Here is a 20,364-nt window from a genome sequence, read left to right as displayed (position 1 = left end):
CTAGAAGAAAATCTAGGGCAGGGCTTTTGTCGTCGAAAAAGAAAGACCTACTGCTGGTCGCGAGGAACGTCCAGATCCGGATCGTAAGGCTCAGCGGAGATCAGCGTGACCTTCACCTCATTGCCGTTAGGGGTCTGGTACGTACGAGACTCGCCGTTCTTGGCGCCCACGATCGCGGCACCCAGAGGGGCATCGGTGGAGTAGGTCTCCAAATCAGGGTTAGAACTCTCCAGGCCGCGGGTACCCAGCAGGAAGGTTTCCTTGTCGTCCTCGTCATCGTCGTAGTAGACGTGCAAAACGGAACCGACCTGAGCCACGCCGGACTCCTTGGGAGCCTCGCCGATCGTGGCGCTGTCCAGCAGCTCCTCGAGGTAGACGATGCGAGCTTCTTCCTGCCCCTGCTGCTCACGAGCAGCGTGGTAGCCGCCGTTCTCCTTCAGATCGCCTTCTTCGCGACGCTCGTTGATCTCCGCAGCCAATGCGGGACGGTTCTCCTTCAGGGAGACGAGCTCTTCGTTCAGGCGGTCGTATGCTTCCTGCGTGAGCCAGCGTGTCTGGTCATCAGCCATGGTGCGTACACATCCTTATGTTGCGTTATTTATCAATGCGGCACGACAGTGTAGCTGTTTCGCCGCTTCGAGTCCGAGCCAGTCTAGCATTCCGGCGGACGCTGGCTGCTTAGCTGTCGCCGCTGGTTTCCAGATGCGGCGGGATGGTGGTGGAGCAGCCGTAGACCTTGGCGGCGTGGGCGCGCTCGCGGGTCTGGATGCCCAAGGCCATGCGGGTGATTGCGTCCCCGCCGGCAGGTAAGAAGACCTCCCGACGCCCAACTTCATCCTTCGAATAGTTCAGCGCAGTGATAATGCAGTATGCGGCCTGGGAAGGATCATCGCGGGAAATATCGATCTGGCTGGTGATCTTGGAATCGGAAATGATCCGGCCATCAGTTTCCACAGCGGTGACGGACGCCTCGCTGGTGCGGGTGACCATGGAGAAAATGTAAATACCGGCGGCGATGATCATGGCGACAAAGACCACTACGAGAATTTTGCCCGTGAAGTTGGAGTTACGGGATTGTCCATAACGGTCTTTCAGCACAGGGGTATCAACGGTATTCATGATGAAACCCATCGTATAGCACCGTCTGGCAGGGGAGTACATTGTGTAACAGTCCCAAGAACCTCAGGAGGGCTACGTTCCCGTGGCACAAGAAACCCAGCACCGCATTCTTGCCATTCACGCACACCCGGATGACGAATCGAGCAAAGGCGCGGCCACCATGGCCCGCTATGCAGACGAAGGTCACCGGGTGCGCGTGCTGACGTGTACCGGTGGCGAGCGCGGGGACATCCTGAACCCCAACATCCTGCACGTCGATGACATGATCGGCACCCGCCAGCAGGAAATGGCCCAGGCAGCAGAAATCCTGGGCGTGGAGCACGAGTGGCTGGGATACGTCGATTCCGGGCTGCCAGAAGGTGACCCGCTTCCGCCCTTGCCCGAAGGCTGCTTCGCGTTGCAGAACACCGAAGAGGCTACTGCTGCGGTGGTCAAAACCATCCGTGAGTTCAAGCCTGACGTCGTCGTCACATACGACGAAAACGGCGGGTACCCGCACCCAGACCACATCAAGGTGCACGCGGTCTCGGTGCGCGCATGGGATGCGGCCGCAGACCCAAAATTCCACCCAGAACTGGGCGAACCGTGGGAGATCAAGAAGCTCTACTACACGCACGGATTCGTAAGCAGGCGCTTCGAGCTGCTGGAACAGGAGCTGGAAACCGCGCTGGAGCAATCCAGCGGCTCGGAGATCCCTCGCGATGCCTTGGACCGGATCTCCTTGTGGCGCAAGATGCCGGACATCTTCCCGCGAGTAACCACGCGAGTGAAGGTGGGCGACTACTTCGAACGTCGCAACGATGCACTGCGGGCGCACGCCACCCAGGTGGATCCCGACGGCCCGTTTTTCATCACCACGCCGGAGATGGAGCGCAAGGTGTGGCCGACCGAAGAATTCGAACTGGCGAAGTCTCGCGTGGAGACACAAATTCCCGAGACTGACTTGTTTGCAGGGCTATAAACGGAGCACACTAGGACTATGAACACCCACTCCTTGATCATCGCGCAGAGCCAAATCAACGAAGGTCCCATGGGGCCAGAGTTCGGCAAGGCCGCGCCCATCGGCCTGTTCGTGATCTTGGCGCTGCTTTTGGTGGTGCTGACGTTGGGCTTCTTGATGAACAAGCGGGTGCGTCGATTGGAGCGCCGTCGAGCATTTGCGGACGCACACGGCATCGACCTGTTCGATACCGAGCGCCTGGATCAGGCCATGGCGGAGGCCGGGTACGACGAGACCGCCAAGGGCGGCTCCATGTTTGCCCGCACCGAGGTGCCACAGACCGATGATCGCTTCCAGCCGTCCTCCGGCATCGCCACCGGCCCCGCTGCCATCGATGCAGAGGCGCGCCGGGCACACGGGGACTCGAACGCCGACGAGCGCTAGACTCGACGGCGTGAACAGCATCCCGAAGATTCTCTATCCCGCATACGAGTCGCAACTTGCGCGCTCGTTGCGGGATAAGCCGAGCCCGAGCCACATCGCCATCATGGCGGATGGCAACCGGCGATGGGCGCGGGAAAACGGTTTTACGGATGTCTCGCACGGCCACCGCGTGGGGGCGCAGAAGATCGCCGAGCTGTGTAACTGGTGCGATGAGCTGGGTATTGAAACCGTCACGATCTACCTACTGAGCACGGAAAACCTCAAGCGTGCCGCAGAAGAGCTGGATCTTTTGTGCACGATCATCGGGGACGTGGCCGAGGAGTTGGCCAACGATGCTGCTGGCTTCCGCGTGCACGCCGTGGGGCATTTGGAGTTGCTTCCCAACAGCCTCACCAAGCGCCTTCGCGCCAACGAGGAAGCCACCGCGGGGCACACCGGTGTTCGTGTAAACATCGCCGTGGGTTACGGGGGCAGGCAGGAGATTATCGACGCCGTCAAGACGCTCGTCGACGAGCTCGCTGAAGAGGGCGTGCCGGCCACGGACATGGCATCGCGCATCACGGCCGACGCGTTGGGTGATCACCTGTACACCTCTGGTCAGCCGGATCCGGATCTGGTGATCCGCACCAGCGGCGAGCAGCGGCTCAGCGGCTTTCTGCTCTGGCAGTCCGCGTACTCGGAGATCTTTTTCACGGATACCTACTGGCCGGCGTTCCGCCGCGTGGACTTCTTGCGCGCTCTGCGCTCCTATAGTGAGCGCCACCGCCGCTTTGGGCTATAAAGGCTAGAGCTTGCGCATGCGCACGGTCTGTACGGCGTGATCCGGACCTTTACGCAGCACCAGTGAGGCCCGCACCTTGGTGGGCAGGATGTTTTCCGTGAGGTTGGGGAGGTTGACGTTCTGCCAAATTTCGTGGGCGACCACCGTGGCTTCTTCGTCCGAGAGGTCAGCGAAGTGGTGGAAGTGCGCGTTGGGATCTTTGAACGCGGTGTTCTTGAGCCGCAGGAAGCGGTCGATGTACCAGTCCTCGATATCCTCGCGACGGGCATCCACGTACACGGAGAAGTCGAAGAGGTCGCTGACCATCAGCGTGGGGCCGGTTTGCAGCACGTTGAGGCCTTCCACGATGAGGATGTCCGGCTGATCCACGGTGATCGACTTGTCTTTGATCCGGTCGTATGCCTCGTGGGAGTAAATGGGTGCCTGAACGTTGCGGGCACCGGACTTCACTTGGGTGACGAAGCGCAGCAGATCCGCTTGGTCGTAGCTTTCGGGGAAACCCTTGCGGTGCATCAGGCGGCGGGCTTCAAGTTCCTTGGTGGGGTAGAGGAAGCCATCGGTGGTGATCAAATCCACTCGAGGGCTAGACTCCCACCGTTGCAGCAGCACTTGCAGCACGCGGGCGGTGGTGGACTTACCCACGGCCACGGAGCCACATACGCCGATGATGTAGGGCACCTTGGAATCTTTTTCTTCCAAGAAGGTGGCGGAGGCCTCATTGAGCATGCGGTGCGCCTCGACCCGCAGGTTAATCAGGCGGGAGAGAGGGAGGTAGATCTCTGAGACTTCCTCGAGGTCGATCTCGTCGCCGATACCGCGGAGCTGCTCCAGCTCATCTTCTGTGAGCACCTGGGGCATGGACTTGCGAAGTTTCTGCCACTGGCTGCGCTTGAGCTCAATGTAGGGGCTGGCCGTAGGCAGGTTTTGATCCGTCGGCACCGGTGCGGGACGCGTCATACAAACCATTGTGCACCCTCTTTAAGTGGTAGAGGAAATTCAGATGGCTTAGTGGCTGTCCGCACCGTGGCTATCATAGGACTAACGAGCGTAATGCAACCTACGAAAGGCCGGATCACATGACGGATCAACACCAGCACAACATACCGCTTGGAGAGCTCGACCCAGAGGTGGCACAGGCCATCGCTGGAGAACTGGGCCGTCAGCGGGACACCCTGGAAATGATCGCCTCGGAGAACTTCGTTCCTCGTGCGGTGCTGCAGGCTCAGGGCTCGGTGTTGACCAACAAGTACGCAGAGGGTTACCCCGGCCGCCGCTACTACGGTGGTTGCGAGTTCGCTGACGTGGTGGAAGATCTGGCCCGGGATCGTGCCAAGGAGGTCTTCGGCGCAGAGTTCGCCAACGTGCAGCCTCACGCTGGTGCGCAGGCTAACGCCGCTGTGCTGATGGCCCTGGCCAACCCCGGCGACAAGATCATGGGCCTGTCCCTGGCTCACGGCGGTCACTTGACTCACGGCATGCACTTGAACTTCTCCGGCAAGCTCTTCGAGGTTGCTGCATACGAGGTTAATCCGGACACGATGCGCCTGGATATGGATCAGATCCGCGAGCAGGCCATCAAGGAAAAGCCGCAGGTTCTGATCGCGGGTTGGTCCGCGTACCCTCGCCACCAGGACTTCGCTGCGTTCCGATCTATTGCCGATGAGGTGGGAGCCAAGCTATGGGTGGACATGGCGCACTTCGCTGGTCTGGTGGCCGCTGGTCTGCACCCTTCTCCAGTACCTCACGCTGACGTGGTTTCCACCACCGTGCACAAGACGCTGGGCGGCCCGCGCTCTGGTCTGATCTTGGCGAAGCAGGAGTGGGCCAAGAAGCTCAACTCCGCTGTGTTCCCTGGTCAGCAGGGTGGACCTCTCATGCACGCTGTAGCTGCCAAGGCTGTGGCCATGAAGGTGGCACAGACAGAGGAGTTCAAGGATCGTCAGCAGCGCACCATCGAGGGCGCGCAGATCCTGGCGGAGCGCTTGAATGCCGAGGACACACAGGCCGCTGGTGTGCAGGTTCTGACCGGTGGCACGGACGTGCACCTGGTGCTGGTGGATCTGCGCAACTCCAAGCTGGATGGTCAGCAGGGCGAGGATCTGTTGCACGAGGTGGGCATCACCGTTAACCGCAACGCCGTTCCTTTCGACCCTCGTCCGCCGATGGTCACCTCCGGCCTGCGCATCGGTGCCTCCGCGCTGGCCTCACGTGGCCTGGATGCTGCTGCCTTCACCGAGGTTGCAGACATCATCGCGCTGGCTCTGACCGGCGGAGCTGATGTGGCTGACCTGAAGGCTCGAGTGAGCAAGGTCGCTAACGATTTCCCACTGTACGACGGTCTCGAGGACTGGAAGCTGGTGTAACAATGTCTCCTCGCCGCGCACTGGTCATCGTGGACGTGCAGAAGGATTTTGTGGACGGGTCTTTGGGTACCGCTCGTGGTGCCGAGGTGGCCGCCGCCATTTCCTCTTTCCTTTCCTCCGACGCCAACAAGTACGCACACATAGTGGGCACCTTGGATTGGCACGTGGATCCGGCCGGGCACTTCGTCGCAGCTGGTGAGCAGCCGGATTATTCGGAGACGTGGCCGGTGCACTGCGTGGCGGGCACAGAAGGCGCTACGACGTATCCGGCGCTGGATACCTCCGCGATTGAAGCTTGGTTCCGCAAGGGAGAATTCACCCCGGCATATTCCGGGTTTGAAGGGCATTTAGCTCCAGCGTTCGCGGAGGCTGATTGGCTGAAGGTGGAGCGCAAGACGATCGGGCTGGAGCAGTGGCTGCAAGACCGGAAGATCTCTCACGTGGACGTGGTGGGTATTGCCACGGACTTCTGCGTGAAGGCCACCGCGCTGGATTCCCAGTCCGCTGGATTCCATACGACGGTGATCGAGCAGCTGTGCGCTCCCGTCAGTGATGAGGGCGCGCAAGAGGCTTTCGCCGAGCTGCGCGCCGCGGGTGTGCTGATCAGTTAGTTCCCAGCGCGGTAAGTTGGAAGGCATGAATGATCAACTTGTTCTCGTGGAAGACGCACACGGCGTCCGTTTCATCACCATTAATCGTCCGGACGCGTTCAACTCCTTGAACCGCGATCTGCGCCTGGCCTTGCTGGATGCATTCCAGCAGGCCGTAAAGGATTCCCGCGAGCCAGGCCGCCCCGTGCGAGCTGTGGTCTTACGCGCCGCCGGCAAGGCGTTCTGCTCTGGCCAGGATCTCAAGGAACAGCTGCAGGATACGAAGACGGGCACGGGCACGGAAAAGGTCGTCGAAGAGTACAACCCGATGGTTGCCGCTCTGCTGGAGATCCCCGTTCCCACCATCGCCGCCATCCAAGGGCCTGCGGCAGGTGCAGGGTGGGGCATCGCGATGGCTTGCGACTTCCGCTTCATGACGTCCGCTGCTTCGTTCAAGGGCGCTTTCACTGGTGTGGGACTGGCCGCGGATTCCGGCCTGTCACAAACACTGGTGGACACGGTAGGACGCTCCCGTGCTCTGCAGCTGCTGTTGATGGATCAGAAGATCTCTGCCGAGGAAGCGCTGCAGATGCAGCTGGTGCAGTCCGTGGTGGATCCAGCGGAACTGGAAGACGTGGTCACTCAGTTCGCGGGCAAGCTGGCGATGGGACCGACTGCGTCGTACAGAGAAATGAAAGCGCTGGTCAAGCGGGCCGAAACGGTCAACCAGGCCGCTGCCGCTGAGGCCGAGGCGCAGAAAAGACTCTTTCATACAAGGGATCACTCGGAAGCTGTTTCAGCTTTCGTAGAAAAACGCCGCCCCCATTTCCACGGAAAATAGAAGCGGCGATGCTCTGCCCACGCAATGTGGGTTGAGTTAAATCTAGTCGCGACGAGCGTCAGTCGGGACGTTCTTCTTGTCGCCCTTAGCCATACGCCGCGCGATGATCTCGATCATGATCTCGTTGGGGCCACCGTAGATCGGTTGAACTCGGGAATCGAGATAGTGGGTAGCGATTGGATACTCCAACATGAAGCCGTAGCCACCGTGCATCTGAAGGGCTTGGTTTACCACCTTAATTTGCAACTCGGTCGTCAGATACTTGACCATCGCACCGGTGATTTCGTCCAGCTTCCCTCTAACCTTCTCCATGATGCACGCGTCAACGAAGGACTGAGCACTTTGAATTTCGGTCGCCATTTTGGCAAGTTCCCAGCCATACGCCTGATGGTCAATGAGGCGCTTACCGAAGGTCTTTCGATCCTGGCTGTGTTGGAAAACGAGGTCGAACGCACGGCGGGAAGTCGCAATCGAACCCACGGCGATTGACAAGCGCTCTTGTGCCAGGTTGGTGCGAAGGTAACCGAAGGCAGCACCTTCTTCGCCCAGAAGGTTTTCCTTGGGCACGCGCACATCCTCGAAAGAAAGCTCAGCAGTGTCTTGAGACTTCAGACCTACCTTCTTCAGAGGGCCGGCCTGGGTGTAACCGTCCATTCCCTTTTCGAGAATGAGGATCGAAACACCGCCGCGACCAGCTTCAGGGTTGGTGACAGCAACGACGAGTGTGAAATCTGCCTGGACACCGTTGGAGATGAAGGTCTTGGCTCCGTTGAGGATGAAATCGCCGTTGTCATCCTTGCGCGCAACGGATCGGATTCCGGCCAGGTCAGCACCGGCACCTGGCTCGGTCATTGCGAGAGCGCCGATTTTGTCGCCCGCAATCAGCGGCGCTAGAAATCGACGCTTTTGTTCGTCATTGCCAAATCGATCGAGGTAGGGGATGACCAAATCGTTCACGGTTTGGATGCCTACGATGACGGATCCGGAGTCAGCTTCGGCGAGTTCCTCGGAAACGATTGCGTTGAAGCGGTAGTCGTTGGCCATGCCGCCGCCGCCGAACTCCTCCGGTGCCATGATGCCCAGCAGGCCCATGTCGCCTGCCTTCTTGAACATCTCACGGTCGCAGTAGCCCTGCTCGTGCCAGCGGTCGACGTTTGGCTTGATTTCGGCATTGACGAAATCGCGCACCGTCTCGCGGAACATGTTGTGTTCTTCTTCGAAAATTTCGCGTGGCAGGTAATTCTTCATAGCTCCCTCTTACTGTTCAAGGAATGTGGCGGATGAGGACAAATCGAGTTCAGTGTGATCTGTGCCTCGCATTAGTTATAACCATAGTACTTCGCTGGGCAATTTTCTAGAAATCTAATAAAACAACATTCGTGTTGCGGAAATATTGACAACCGAAGTGAGGTCCGGCTAACTTACATAATGTGTCACAGGCTAGTCACCTGAGATGCACTGCAGTTGTGGAATAGCCACTCGTTTCCCAGACCTCTTCTCCTGGGTAGCGCGGCACCCCACGGAGTTTCATACCGCACCGTGGCGCGAGCCGAACGTGGCGAAGTGTCCAGAGAGTCACTGTGTGGATTCGTCACCCGCACAGCCGGACGCTTCAACAATGAATGGCACGGTTTCAGGCTCGTCACCCGAAACTTGCACGAAAGACCGCCCCCGAGCCGTTGTGGCCGAGGGCGGTTTTTCTTTGCCTTACCTATAGAATGATGCTGTTGCAGCCTCGTGCCCCAGGGGAAGCCGGTCCAAATCCGGCGCTGACTCCGCAACGGTAGGTTCCCACTCACCTGAGGACGAGCCCGAATGCCTGGGGCAACCCGAGGAGCGGCTCACGAACTGTCGGGACATACAGTTTCGTCTGAGCCCCGCAGTTGCCTTACCCCCTAGGTAGGGCCAGCCTGCGGGATTCTTATCGCAAACATTCCCGAGGTTCACTCCATGATCACTGAACTTGAGGACTGACTCGCGATGAATACCCGCTCCCACGCCCGCCGAATTGCCGCCACCGCTGGAGCCGCAGGCCTGCTCACCGCCAGCGCACTGACCACCGGAACCTTTCTTCCATTAGCCGCCGCAGAGCCTTCCACCTGCGCAGATAATGAAGTCACGGTGGTCGTTGAAGGAGAAGGACAGGGCTGCGCTCCCGGCGGTGTCACCGGCTGGGAAGCCCTGGAAAAAGCGGGCTTCGACGTCACTCCAGTAGAGAAGTTCGAGGGCCTCGTCTGCCAGATCAACCAAAAGCCCGCCAACGCGGACTGCAGCAAGGCGCCAGAAATGGATGCTTACTGGGGTTACTACAGCGCCCCGCTCGGCGGAGAATGGAACTTCAGTCAAAAGGGTGCCAATGAGCAGATCGCGGAAGCAGGAAAGGCCGAAGGTTGGGCCTTCGGCAATGGCGCCGAGCCATCCGCCGTGCCAACCAAGTCTGAACAGGGCGCAGCAGGCGAGCAGGACTCCGGCTCGAATGAGGCAGAGTCTGCGTCGGAAAAAGACAATAATGCGTGGACTTCGATTCTCGGCGCACTGCTGGTGCTGGCAGCTGGCCTGGCCGTCTACTTCTTCTACAAGCGATCAGAGCGGAAGCGCTAGCCGCCAGTGACCTCGAGGGAACTCAACCCGTGGGCGTGGTGGACGTGGGCTCTGGGCATCGCCGCCGCAGCGAGCCTCATCACCAACCCACTGGCGGTTGCCCTGGTCTATGCAGTGCTGTGCCTCGTCGTCGCAGAGCGGCGCAGTAACTCCCCGTGGGCCAAGGCCTTTGGGATGTACCTCTGGGTCGCGGGATTTATCGTCATTTTCCGCATCAGCATGTACGTAGTGGTGGGGGCCAAGCGGGGAGAAGTCAGCCTGTTTCACCTTCCCGGCGTGCACATGCCTGAATGGGCAGCGGGCATCAACCTGCTTGGCACGGTATATGCGGAAGGGTTGACGCAAGCAGGGCTCGACGGCCTGCGCCTTGGGGCGATCATCGTGGCATGTGGCGCGGCGAATAGTGTCGCCAACCCTAAACAGATGGTCAGGTCCCTACCAGCAGCACTGGGCGAAGTTGGCACCGCCATGGTGATAGCCCTGTCCTTGGCCCCGCAGCTGGCGGAATCCGTGGTGCGAGTCCGCCAGGCACGTGAATTGCGCGGCGATGACTCCACCGGGCTGCGCAACGTACCGAGTCTGATTGTTCCGGTCCTCCAAGATGCGCTGGACGGCGCACTGAAACTGGCTAGCAGCATGGACGCGCGAGGCTATGGCAGGAGAGCAATGGTGAGTGCCCGCAGGCGCAGAGTGAATGCCACCGCGTCTTTCGTAGGACTATCTGCGTTGTGCATCGGCGCCTATCTGCTGTTGGGGGCGGAGGTATCGCCCCTGCTCAACTTGGGCGTGCTGGCAGGCGGGTGTGTGCTGGTGCTCGTGGCACTCAAGTTGCAAGGTCAGCGCACCATCACCACCCGTTATCGACGCCAACCCTGGCGATTCCCAGAATGGATCACCGCTTCCAGCGGAATCCTCGTGCTGGGCGCTGTGCTCGTCACGCAAGCCACTGATCCGCTATCGCTGCGGATGCCCAACTTTCCGCTGGCGGTCCCCGGGGTGCCGTGGCTAGTACTCGGCGCATTAGTCGTGGCAGTCGCGCCGGCCTTTCTGACTCCGCGGCAGCCCATAGCGCAGCGCAGCACCCGAATTCTGCAGGAGGCTCAGACATGAGTGAACATTCCCGAGTTGCTCCGGACGCGGCGGTTCCGATTCGGCCACCGTGGTCGACAGAACCTGTCGTCGAAATGAAACACGTCACCATCAGCTACGCGCAAAGTGCCCCCGTCCTGCGCGACGTGAACCTGTCACTGGAGGAGGGTGAGATCCTGCTGGTCGTCGGGCGCACTGGCTCGGGAAAGTCCACGCTGTTGAATGCGATGACTGGGGCGATGCCCCATTCCACCGGTGGCACTCTGGCGGGACACGTGACAATAGTTGGGCGCGATACCCGCAATTTCCCTCCGCGCTTGCTCGCCGATGCAGTCGGTACTGTTGGCCAGGATCCCCGCGCCACTTTTGTGACGGACACTGTGGAAGAAGAGCTTGCGTATGGAATGGAGCAGATCGGGCTTCCACCGGCCGTGATGCGACGTCGAGTGGAGAAGATCATGGATCTACTGGGCATCGCAGAGTTGCGCGATCTGCCGCTGCGCACGTTATCGGGAGGCGAGCAGCAGCGCGTGGCGATGGGCGCGGTATTGACCTCTAACCCCGCGCTCATTGTCATGGACGAGCCTACCAGCGCCCTGGATCCCAACGCTGCGGACAACGTTCTGTCCATCATCCAGCACCTCGCCCACGAAATGGGCACCACGGTGGTACTTGCCGAGCATCGCATTGAGCGAGTGTTGCAGTACGTGGATCGAGTAGCGCACGTGGATGCGACTGGTGCGGTGCACGTGGGGAGCCCGGCCGAGATCATGCAGTATGCAGAGGTTGCGCCACCGGTGGTGGAGCTGGGTCGGTGGGCTGATTGGTCGCCGTTGCCGCTGTCGGTTCGCGATGCGCGCAGGGCGGGAGTTTCTCTACGACGCCAACTCCATACTGCAGCGGATTCTCGCCCAGAACCCGGTAGGGAAACTACAGGTGAGGTGCTGCTGAACGCGCACTCGGTGTCAGTGGAGTTTCCAGGTATCCGGGCGGTGCACAATGTCGACCTCCAGTTGCGGGCCGGTGAGGTCACTGCGCTGATGGGACGCAACGGATGTGGAAAATCCACGCTTCTGTGGGCGTTACAGGGGACAGGGAAGCGCACCGCCGGGATAGTTCAGGTGCGCGGCGGAGTGGATCCGTCAACGGCGAAGCCCGCGCAGCGCCGGCAGGAAGTGGGGCTGGTGCCACAATTTCCTTCAGACTTGCTTTACCGTGCCACAATTGGCGAAGAACTGCAGGTCAGTGATCAGGAAGCGGGCGTGCCGGAAGGAAGCACACGGGAAATTCTCCAGCGGATTGCTCCGGGGATAACACACGATATTCACCCCGGCGATCTCTCGGAAGGGCAACGACTGTCCGTAGTTTTGGCCATCCAGCTCGCCGCGCAACCCCGAGTGCTCCTCTGTGATGAACCAACCCGCGGGCTGGATTATAAGGGCAAGGAGGCACTGGCGGCGTCGGTGAAACACTTGCGCGATCTCGGACACGCAGTGGTCATTGCCACCCACGACGTGGAGTTCGCTGCACTGTGCGCGGATCGAGTAGTGGAGATGGCTCGAGGAGAGATCGTGGCCCAGGGGCCAGCACGGGAGATTCTGGCCAGTTCGTTGGCATATGCGCCGCAAGTAGCAAAGGTGACCGCGGGGTTGCATCACGATTCCCAGTGGCTGACCGTCAGTGATGTCCGCAAAGCCTTGGAGACGCGATGAAAGAGAAGCCGGCTATTGTGTTGCGCGGAAAGTCGATGGTGTTTCTGGGCATCGTGGCGCTCGCGAGCGTGGTGCTGTTCGCCTGGCCGCTGTTCGCTCAGCCTGGGGCTTTGGCGGGAAATGACGGAACCGCGCCTCTGTACTTTGCCGTGCTCATTCCGTTGATCTTGGCGCTGGTTCTGGCTGAGATTAGCGAGGACGGCTTCGATATCAAGGCCATAGCGATGCTGGGAGTGCTGTCTGCGGCGGTCGCTGCGGTGCGTCCGCTAGGTGCGGGAAGCGCAGGATTTGAAACGGTCTTTGTGGTCTTGATCTTAGGCGGCCGCGTGTTTGGGCCAGCCTTTGGGTTCGTCCTAGGATGCGCCGGAATGTTCGCATCAGCACTGCTCACCGGGGGAATAGGGCCGTGGCTGCCCTACCAAATGCTCGCCAGTGCGTGGGTAGCGCTCGGAGCGGGAGTGTTGCCGCAATTCAGAGGCAAAGCCGAAGTTGGCCTGCTGTTGGCCTACGGCACTGCAGCGTCACTACTCTATGGGCTTGCCCTGAACTTGAGTTTCTGGCCATTCGCTCTGGGTGCGGGCACAGAGATCAGTTTTCAGCCAGGGGCGGGCATCCCGGACAATCTGCATAGATTCCTGCTGTTTACCCTCGCCACGTCCCTGGGATGGGACATCGGCAGAGCTGTGTTCACCGCGATCCTTCTAGCGATCGCCGCACCCGCCGTGCTGGGAGTGCTACGCCGCGCCGCGCGCCGGGCGGCTTTTGCGGCACCCGTGTGCTTTACAGAAGCGGAGCAGCGCTAGTTTTTCTGCGCCTGCTGCTGGCGTTCGCGCTCTTCGGCCAGCTGCTTGCGGGATTCCCGCAGCCACTCGGGCTGGTCCTCTAGCAGGGTCTTGATCTGCGCGGTGGTCATGGAGTCATCCACGTTGTGCTTCTTCAGTGCGGTGATGGTGATGCCGAGTTTGCGGGCCACTTCGGGGCGTGGGTGCGGGCCTTCCCGGCGCAGCGTCTCCAGCCACTCCGGCGACTTGTTCTGCAGCTCCACGAACTGCTCGTGGGTCAGCGCGGATTCTTGAAATTCCTGCGGCGCGGCGGGCAGGTAAATGCCCAGCTTCTTGGCGGCCGTTAGGGGCTTCATGGGCGGTCCGGATTTAGGATTTTGAGAGCTCACACCGGCCATCCTATCGCCGGAGCCTACAATGATCACCATGGCTTCCCAGTTTCTTCGCGTCGTGTTCAGCCCCGGTGTTCAGCCGGACAAGTGGTTTGGGCGCTTTGACGAGCGCGTTCCGTGGTGGCGGGTAGCTGGAGCCCAAGCCGACGATCCTTTGAAGTACATCCGGGCAGCAGCTGCCGATGTGGCTTTGGTGCGGGTGGGAGCTGCTGGCGTCGATAAAAACACATTCCACATCGTGGATCTTTACGACGAACAGTTAGGCGTGGCGGCGCCGAAGGAGCACCCCATCAAGGTGATGGATCGCGTGCGGTACGCGGAGCTGGACGGCGAGATGGAGATGTATTCCACGCCGGCCGATGGCGAGGTGGACGTGGCTGCAGTGCGCGAGGCGTTGGGCGTGGTCGCGGCGAATGTTGGTGTGGCGATTGCGCCGCGTCCGTTGTTGCGTGCGATCAATGCGCGGGGAGTGGTGCATCGTGATCTTTTCGACGCCAAGGATGTGGGCTCGACCCGCGTTGCCGCTGTGTGGCTGCGGGATTCCGATTCGGACGTGATTCAGGACTTCGTGGGCATTTGCCGAGGCCGAAAGGCTGATAGTTCGCGGCAGAACGCGAAATCGCGGAAACGGAAGTAGCCTTCAACGTCTAGTAAACCCTTGGGCAAATTAACGCAGAGTTCAACTTTCACTCATGTAATTTACATAGTGAGTTCTTAGCGTTGAGGCCATGGACACCACACCACAACTGACTGCCACGCGGCAGCCTGACAATGCCTTTGGCACCACCGCCCACACGGACGTGGACCGCACAACCTCCTCAGAGATCGACGTGAGGACCTACGTGCTGGACACGTCCGTTTTGCTTTCCGACCCCTTTGCTCTGCAGAAGTTCGCCGAACACCGCGTCATCCTGCCCGTGGTGGTGATCAGCGAGCTGGAGGGTAAGCGTCACCACCCAGAGCTCGGCTGGTTCGCACGCCAGGCGCTGCGGCTGCTGGAAGACCTGCGCAACGAGCACGGCCGCCTGGATCTGCCGTCCGTGGTCAACGAAGAACAAGGCACGGTGCAGGTGGAACTCAACCACGTGGACCAGTCGGTGCTGCCCTCCGGGCTACGCGGCTCGGAGAATGATCACCGGATCTTGGCGTGCGCGTTGAATCTGCGCGCGGAGGGACATGACGTCACCCTGGTTACCAAGGATGTGCCACTGCGCGTTAAGGCTGGTTCCGTGGGGCTGGATGCAGACGAATACAAGGCACAGGACGTGGTGCTGACCGGGTACAACGGCATGGCACGGGCAGAGGTGCCCAGCACGATCATCGACAGCCTGTACGCCAATGGGGAAGCGGATCTGACCGGAATCCAGACTATCGAGGGAGTGGATATCGACGAGCTTCCCGTGCACTGCGGCATGCAGCTGACTGCCGGGAGCCAGTCCGCGCTGGGACGCGTCGTGGGAGATGGCCTGGTGGATCAGGTTCCATCTGACCTAGAAGCCTTCGGCATTCGTGGACGCAGCTCTCAGCAGCGCGTGGCTCTGGACCTGCTGCTGGATGAAAACATCGGCATCGTGTCGCTGGGCGGAAGTGCCGGTACCGGTAAGTCTGCGCTGGCGCTGTGTGCTGGTTTGGAGGCCGTCATGGAACGCGGTCTGCACAAGCGCATCGTGGTGTTCCGCCCGCTGTACGCGGTGGGTGGCCAGGATCTGGGCTACCTGCCGGGCAGCGAATCAGACAAGATGAACCCATGGGCGCAGGCGGTGTTCGACACCCTGGAGGGAGTGGTCAGCGATAACGTCATCGACGAGGTTATCCACCGCGAGTTGCTGGAAGTTCTCCCGCTGACTCACATCCGCGGACGCAGCCTGAACGATAGCTACGTGATCGTAGACGAAGCTCAGTCTTTGGAGCGCAACGTCTTGTTGACGGTTCTGTCCCGCCTGGGTCGGAATTCTCGCGTGGTGCTGACCCACGACGTGGCACAGCGTGACAACCTCCGCGTGGGCCGTCACGATGGCATTCAAGCCGTCATTGAGAAGCTCAAGGGTAATCCACTGTTTGCCCATGTGACGCTGACCCGCTCCGAGCGTTCGGAAATCGCCGAGCTGGTGACGAACCTGCTGGAAAACGGGTAGGCCACGCGAGCAGGGCAAATGCGATGTGCGGGATTGTGAATACGTTCGCCGGTAGAGAAAACTTGGCACAACCGTGGAGGGATAAGGCAAAATCATGCCTATGACTTCCGCTGAGAATGTTGTCATTGACATCCGCCCAATGACGGAAAACGACTATCCCCAGGTCAAGGACATCCTGCAAAAAGGGATGGACACCGGTGAAGCGACGTATGAACGCGTCGCACCGGACTGGGATGGCTTTACCGCTCACCGCATCATGGACTTGGCATTCGTAGCTGAAGAGAAAAATGTCGAAGGCGAACCCGAGATCCTCGGATGGGTCACTGCCTCTCCGATCGGTCACCGCGCAGTGTTCAGCGGAGTGATTGAAGACTCGATCTACGTTGCCAACCGCGCCGCAGGCAAGGGCGTGGCGGGCAAGATGCTGGATCGCCTCCTGGAGGAAGCAGTCAAGCAGGGATACTGGGGGATGCATTCCAGTGTGTTCCCCGAAAATGTGGGATCCATCAAACTCCACGAGTCTCGTAAGTTCACCCAAGTAGGAGAGTTCCACAAAATGGGCTACATGGAGCACGGCTCCAAGGCCGGACAGTGGCGAGGCGTGGTCATGCTGGAGCGGATCCTCGACGGAGGACCCGCAGACCGCGGAGTTAGTCCAGAGTCTCCTTCAGCTTCTCCGGCCTAACAAAGCAGACCACCAGAGCGCTGAAGATCGCCAGCGGGGCAAGAGAACCCAAGATGGGGACCAGCGCATCGTTGTAGCTGTTGATGATGACCTCACGCAGCGCTTCCGGTGCCTGGTGCACCAGCGCCGGTGTCATGGAATCTGCGCCGCCGGAGAAGTTGTTCGCCCACGCCGCGTCGGCAGGGCTGAGCTTGGACAGAGCTTCCGGCAGCTTCGTTCGCAAGGACTCGGACACGCGGTGCATGAACAGCGAGCCCACCACCGAGGCACCGACCGCGCCGCCGATCTGGCGGAAGAAGTTGTTCGACGACGTAGCCGTGCCCACCATCTTGATGGGGAACGTGTTCTGCACGATCAACAGCAGCGTCTGCATAGACATGCCCAGGCCCAAGCCCATCACGGTCTCCACCAGGCCCAAGTGCACCAGCGTGTCATCAGCCTTCATCTGGCCCAGCAACAGCAAGCCACCAGCCATGATGATCATGCCGAACACAGGGAACCACTTGTAGCTACCCGTGCGAGTCACAATCTGGCCCACCACGATGGACGTCAGAATCATGCCCGCCATCATCGGAATCATCATTAAGCCCGCCTTAGTGGGGCTCAAGTTGTGCACCATCTGGATGTAGGTAGGCAAGTAGCTCAGCGTGCCGAACATGCCCACGCCCAGCACGATGCCCGCCAGTACCGTCAACGCGAAGTTGCGCGCCTTGAACAGCCACATCGGGATCAGCGGATTAGGGTGCTTCAATTCGATGAATACAAAGAGCACACCGGCGATGATGGTGGTGGCGATGAGTCCCAAGATTACCGGATCAGACCAGGCGTAATCCCTTCCACCCCACGTCACCGTCAAAATCAGTGCAGAAGTGGAGATGACCATCGCGACGGTTCCGAAGATATCGTGACGGGAATCAGTATGGCGTCGAGGTAACTTTAACACCACCGCAGCGATGACCAGCGTAATAAGACCCAGAGGAACGTTGAACCACAACGCCCAACGCCAACCCGGGCCATCCGTAAAGAAACCACCCAACAGTGGACCCAGCACCGAGCTAATGCCAAAGACAGCACCCATCACGCCCATGTACTTACCGCGCTGACGGGCTGGAACCACGTCGGCGATGATGGCCTGCGAGAGCACCATCAAACCGCCACCTCCGAGGCCCTGGATGCCACGGGCGAGAATCATCATGCCCATGTTCTGGGCCAGAGCACCCACCACGGACCCGACCAAGAACAGGACGATCGCGGCGAGGAACAGCGGTTTGCGACCGATCTGGTCGCCCAACTTGCCGTAAACCGGCATGCCCACCGTCATCGTGAGCATGAAAATAGTAATGACCCAGCTCATCTGAGCTGCGCCGCCGAGCTCACCCACCAGTGTGGGAAGCGCGGTAGAGAAAATCATTTGCCCCAGCGAGGACATCAACATGCCCAGCATCAGGCAGGCAACCACAACCGGGACGTTATTGGATTCCGACGTGGTGTTCGCGGGGGTTTCAACAGATGAAGCTGGAGTGGACAATTACAAAGACCTAATCTGCGTTGGTGAACAGGGATTTTTCTGACATAGCGGTGTAGATGGCCGCGAAGTCAGAGGCAGTATTGTCTACTGATTCTTCGGTCAGGTACGCCGAAATTGGCTGGGTTGGGAGGATGGAGGCGGCCCACAGCGTCATCGTGGACGAAGTGACCACCAAGCGGGCTTCCTGCGCGGTGGAGCGATGGGGAAGCATGCGGTGCTCGGGGTACTTCTCGAGGTTTTTGGTTACCGCGACGGCCAACCGATTGCGTGTCTTTTCGAACGCGCTGAGCTTGGATAGGCCAAGCGCCGGGTGGCGACGCAACAGCTCGATGCGACGCTGGGAGAGCTCATCTGTCATCTGAGGGTTGATCGAGTTTTGTTCGATATCGCGGGCATGTGCCACGCGAGCGGCACCGACGATCCGCATGAGCTCGTGAATCAGCGAGGAGCCTTCGGGGACCTTAATGTTCTCGATCTTGTCGTAGTCATGGTCGCCGAAGCTGACGGGGGTGGAGCCCACGGCGACGTGCTCTTTCGACTGGAAGTAGTTGAAAAAGGTACGACGCGAGACCATTGCTGCCTCGCAGATTTCCTCGAGGGTGACATCGTCATAGTTCCGCTCGAGGAACAGCTGCGTGGCTTTGTCCTCGATGCGCAAATACGTCTCGAGGCGCTTGCGTTCGCGCAATCCCATGTTTTTGTAGTCAGACTCCAGCTGTGAGCTGACGTGTTGGGCAGTTCTGCTTTTTGTTGGTGAATGAGTTCGAGTTTCCACGACGCACAGTATAACGCGCTCCGTGTAAATAATTCCACCGGTGTAAAAATACACTTACTACAGAATGGGCAGTGGGTGCACGAAAGAGCTCGGAACCCGAAGCGTATTCGGGTTCCGAGCTTTTTCGGTGCAGATGGGGACTACTTATCGCGGTCCGTGTTCGCCATAGCCAGCACGTCGAGGCGCTTGTCCAGCTCTTCCTCGGTGAGCTTGTCGCCATCAACGAAGCCCATGTCGATCACGGTCTGGCGGATAGTCTTGCCTTCCTTCAGCGCGGTCTTGGCGACCTTCGCGGCGTTCTCGTAGCCGATCGCGGAGTTCAGCGGGGTCACGATGGAAGGGGAGGACTCAGCCAGGGTGCGCATGCGGTCCTCATCTGGCTCGATGCCGTCTACCAGGCGGGTAGCGAACTGGCGTGCCGTGTTGGCGATGAGCTTTGCGGACTCCAGAACGTTGCGTGCCATCACTGGGATGAACACGTTGAGCTCGAAGTGTCCGTTGGCACCGGAGAAAGCCACAGCAGCGTCGTTGCCGATAACCTGAGCCGCTACCTGGGTGGCAGTCTCGCACAGAACAGGGTTGACCTTGCCCGGCATGATGGAAGAACCAGGCTGCAGGTCTGGCAGGTGAATCTCGCCCAAGCCGGTCAGCGGGCCGGAGCCCATCCAGCGGATGTCGTTGGCGATCTTGTTCAGAGAGATAGCCACGCCGCGCATTGCAGCGGAGAACTCCACCAGGCCGTCGCGGTTAGCCTGCGCCTCGAAGTGGTTGGTTGCCTCGCTCAGGGACTGGTTGCCCGTGAGCTTGACCAGCTCTGCGGTGACCTTGGCACCGAAGTCAGCTGGGGTGTTCAGGCCGGTACCCACAGCGGTGCCGCCGATGGGCAGCTCGCCGAGGCGACCCAGGGTGGCCTCGATGCGCTCGATGCCCAGGGTGATCTGGCGGGCGTAGCCACCGAACTCCTGGCCGAGGGTCACGGGAACGGCATCCATCAGGTGGGTGCGGCCGGACTTGACCACGTTCTCCCACTCCTTGGACTTCTTCAGCAGGGACTCTTCCAGAACCTTCAGGCCAGGAATCAGGTCATCCGCAGCAGCAACCGCTGCGGCCACATGGGTCGCAGTAGGGAAGGTGTCATTGGAGGACTGGCCCATGTTCACGTGGTCATTAGGGTGAACCTCCACGCCGTTGTTCTTGGCGATGGAAGCGATGACCTCGTTGGTGTTCATGTTCGAGGAAGTACCGGAACCGGTCTGGAACACGTCGATAGGGAATTCATCATCGTGCTTGCCATCGGCAATTTCCTTGGCAGCGGTGATGATGGCATCAGCCTGCTCGTCGCTCAGCAGGCCGCGATCCTTGTTGACCTGGGCACAAGCTGCCTTGAGCAGACCCATGGCGCGGATCTGCGCGGCCTCGAGAGGACGGTCGGAGATAGGGAAGTTATCTACCGCACGCTGGGTCTGTGCTCGCCACAGCGCCTTGGCTGGGACCTTCACCTCGCCCATCGTGTCGTGTTCAATGCGGAACTCTTGCTCGCTCATTAAAAATCCACCTTTGTTGTCCGTGAAAACTTGCTAACCAGAA

At 60.0% G+C, this 20,364-nt stretch carries 21 protein-coding genes and 1 riboswitch; of the genes, 13 read left to right on the top strand and 8 right to left on the bottom strand.

The features are described 5' to 3' along the window. Positions 1-47: 47 nt before the first annotated feature. Both greA and IM764_RS02800 read right to left on the bottom strand, forming a co-directional pair. The gene (greA, locus tag IM764_RS02805; protein WP_099297499.1) at positions 48-569 is read right to left on the bottom strand and encodes a transcription elongation factor GreA; all 522 of its coding nucleotides are present in this window, start codon (positions 567-569) and stop codon (positions 48-50) included. A gap of 109 nt (positions 570-678) precedes the next feature. Further along, the gene (locus tag IM764_RS02800) at positions 679-1,119 is read right to left on the bottom strand and encodes a DUF4307 domain-containing protein (RefSeq protein WP_194186815.1); all 441 of its coding nucleotides are present in this window, start codon (positions 1,117-1,119) and stop codon (positions 679-681) included. Positions 1,120-1,201: 82 nt separating this feature from the next. Between IM764_RS02800 and mca the strand changes: the two genes are divergently transcribed. The 3 genes from mca to IM764_RS02785 are packed head-to-tail and all read left to right on the top strand — an operon-like array spanning position 1,202 to position 3,284. Continuing rightward, positions 1,202-2,080, top strand: a complete 879-nt coding sequence (mca, locus tag IM764_RS02795) for a mycothiol conjugate amidase Mca (RefSeq protein ID WP_370551519.1) — start codon at positions 1,202-1,204, stop codon at positions 2,078-2,080. Between the two features lie 18 nt (positions 2,081-2,098). Continuing rightward, entirely contained in the window at positions 2,099-2,503 is a 405-nt protein-coding gene (locus IM764_RS02790) for a hypothetical protein (protein WP_099297497.1), read from the top strand. 10 nt (positions 2,504-2,513) lie between these two features. After that, positions 2,514-3,284, top strand: coding sequence for an isoprenyl transferase (locus IM764_RS02785; protein ID WP_370551518.1), 771 nt, complete (start codon positions 2,514-2,516; stop codon positions 3,282-3,284). Between the two features lie 3 nt (positions 3,285-3,287). Here IM764_RS02785 and coaA read toward each other — a convergent pair whose 3' ends face one another. Next, positions 3,288-4,241: a type I pantothenate kinase gene (gene coaA / locus IM764_RS02780; protein WP_228073268.1), complete on the bottom strand. Its 954-nt coding sequence runs from the start codon at positions 4,239-4,241 to the stop codon at positions 3,288-3,290. 119 nt (positions 4,242-4,360) lie between these two features. Here coaA and glyA point away from each other — a divergent pair, with 119 nt between their 5' ends. From glyA to IM764_RS02765, 3 genes are read left to right on the top strand one after another with little or no spacing between them, the layout of a single operon-like run. After that, the gene (glyA, locus tag IM764_RS02775) at positions 4,361-5,647 is read left to right on the top strand and encodes a serine hydroxymethyltransferase (RefSeq protein WP_194186812.1); all 1,287 of its coding nucleotides are present in this window, start codon (positions 4,361-4,363) and stop codon (positions 5,645-5,647) included. Positions 5,648-5,649: 2 nt separating this feature from the next. Then, entirely contained in the window at positions 5,650-6,258 is a 609-nt protein-coding gene (locus tag IM764_RS02770; protein ID WP_194186811.1) for an isochorismatase family protein, read from the top strand. Positions 6,259-6,283: 25 nt separating this feature from the next. Next, entirely contained in the window at positions 6,284-7,078 is a 795-nt protein-coding gene (locus tag IM764_RS02765; protein WP_194186810.1) for an enoyl-CoA hydratase/isomerase family protein, read from the top strand. 42 nt (positions 7,079-7,120) lie between these two features. Here IM764_RS02765 and IM764_RS02760 read toward each other — a convergent pair whose 3' ends face one another. Beyond that, on the bottom strand, positions 7,121-8,326 hold the full coding sequence (locus IM764_RS02760) for an acyl-CoA dehydrogenase family protein (RefSeq protein ID WP_194186809.1): 1,206 nt from the start codon (positions 8,324-8,326) through the stop codon (positions 7,121-7,123). 459 nt (positions 8,327-8,785) lie between these two features. Further along, positions 8,786-8,920: riboswitch (cobalamin riboswitch) on the top strand. 138 nt (positions 8,921-9,058) lie between these two features. Here IM764_RS02760 and IM764_RS02755 point away from each other — a divergent pair. The 4 genes from IM764_RS02755 to IM764_RS02740 are packed head-to-tail and all read left to right on the top strand — an operon-like array spanning position 9,059 to position 13,283. Further along, complete coding sequence (locus IM764_RS02755) at positions 9,059-9,679, top strand: hypothetical protein (protein WP_194186808.1); 621 nt, start codon at positions 9,059-9,061, stop codon at positions 9,677-9,679. Positions 9,680-9,685: 6 nt separating this feature from the next. Further along, complete coding sequence (locus IM764_RS02750) at positions 9,686-10,789, top strand: energy-coupling factor transporter transmembrane protein EcfT (protein ID WP_099297481.1); 1,104 nt, start codon at positions 9,686-9,688, stop codon at positions 10,787-10,789. Further along, complete coding sequence (locus IM764_RS02745) at positions 10,786-12,480, top strand: ABC transporter ATP-binding protein (protein WP_194186807.1); 1,695 nt, start codon at positions 10,786-10,788, stop codon at positions 12,478-12,480. The genes IM764_RS02750 and IM764_RS02745 overlap by 4 nt, the downstream gene beginning before the upstream one ends. Further along, positions 12,477-13,283, top strand: a complete 807-nt coding sequence (locus IM764_RS02740; protein ID WP_194186806.1) for an ECF transporter S component — start codon at positions 12,477-12,479, stop codon at positions 13,281-13,283. Before IM764_RS02745 ends, IM764_RS02740 begins: the two co-directional genes overlap by 4 nt. Here the strand turns inward: IM764_RS02740 and IM764_RS02735 are convergent. Beyond that, a complete protein-coding gene (locus tag IM764_RS02735) occupies positions 13,280-13,660 on the bottom strand; it encodes a DUF5997 family protein (RefSeq protein ID WP_194186960.1) in 381 nt (126 codons plus the stop codon). The two genes, IM764_RS02740 and IM764_RS02735, sit on opposite strands and share 4 nt — an antisense overlap. A gap of 28 nt (positions 13,661-13,688) precedes the next feature. Here IM764_RS02735 and IM764_RS02730 point away from each other — a divergent pair, with 28 nt between their 5' ends. The 3 genes from IM764_RS02730 (at position 13,689) to IM764_RS02720 (ending at position 16,474) form a co-directional block, all read left to right on the top strand. Further along, positions 13,689-14,291, top strand: a complete 603-nt coding sequence (locus IM764_RS02730; RefSeq protein WP_228073267.1) for a LysR substrate-binding domain-containing protein — start codon at positions 13,689-13,691, stop codon at positions 14,289-14,291. A gap of 109 nt (positions 14,292-14,400) precedes the next feature. Then, entirely contained in the window at positions 14,401-15,789 is a 1,389-nt protein-coding gene (locus tag IM764_RS02725; protein WP_370551536.1) for a PhoH family protein, read from the top strand. A 100-nt stretch (positions 15,790-15,889) separates the two neighbouring features. Then, on the top strand, positions 15,890-16,474 hold the full coding sequence (locus IM764_RS02720; RefSeq protein WP_228073266.1) for a GNAT family N-acetyltransferase: 585 nt from the start codon (positions 15,890-15,892) through the stop codon (positions 16,472-16,474). Here IM764_RS02720 and IM764_RS02715 read toward each other — a convergent pair. From IM764_RS02715 to IM764_RS02705, 3 genes are all read right to left on the bottom strand, one after another. Beyond that, positions 16,440-18,002 (bottom strand): MDR family MFS transporter, encoded by a 1,563-nt coding sequence (locus tag IM764_RS02715; RefSeq protein ID WP_228073265.1) that lies wholly within the window; start codon positions 18,000-18,002, stop codon positions 16,440-16,442. The two genes, IM764_RS02720 and IM764_RS02715, sit on opposite strands and share 35 nt — an antisense overlap. A 10-nt stretch (positions 18,003-18,012) precedes the next feature. Continuing rightward, positions 18,013-18,777, bottom strand: coding sequence for a TetR/AcrR family transcriptional regulator (locus tag IM764_RS02710; protein WP_370551517.1), 765 nt, complete (start codon positions 18,775-18,777; stop codon positions 18,013-18,015). 140 nt (positions 18,778-18,917) lie between these two features. Next, positions 18,918-20,321, bottom strand: a complete 1,404-nt coding sequence (locus IM764_RS02705) for a class II fumarate hydratase (protein ID WP_194186802.1) — start codon at positions 20,319-20,321, stop codon at positions 18,918-18,920. Positions 20,322-20,364 lie beyond the last annotated feature (43 nt).

It is taken from the genome of Corynebacterium sp. ED61 (assembly GCF_015233855.1).
Lineage (GTDB): Bacteria > Actinomycetota > Actinomycetes > Mycobacteriales > Mycobacteriaceae > Corynebacterium > Corynebacterium dentalis.
This window is presented reverse-complemented; position numbering and strand designations above follow the sequence as displayed.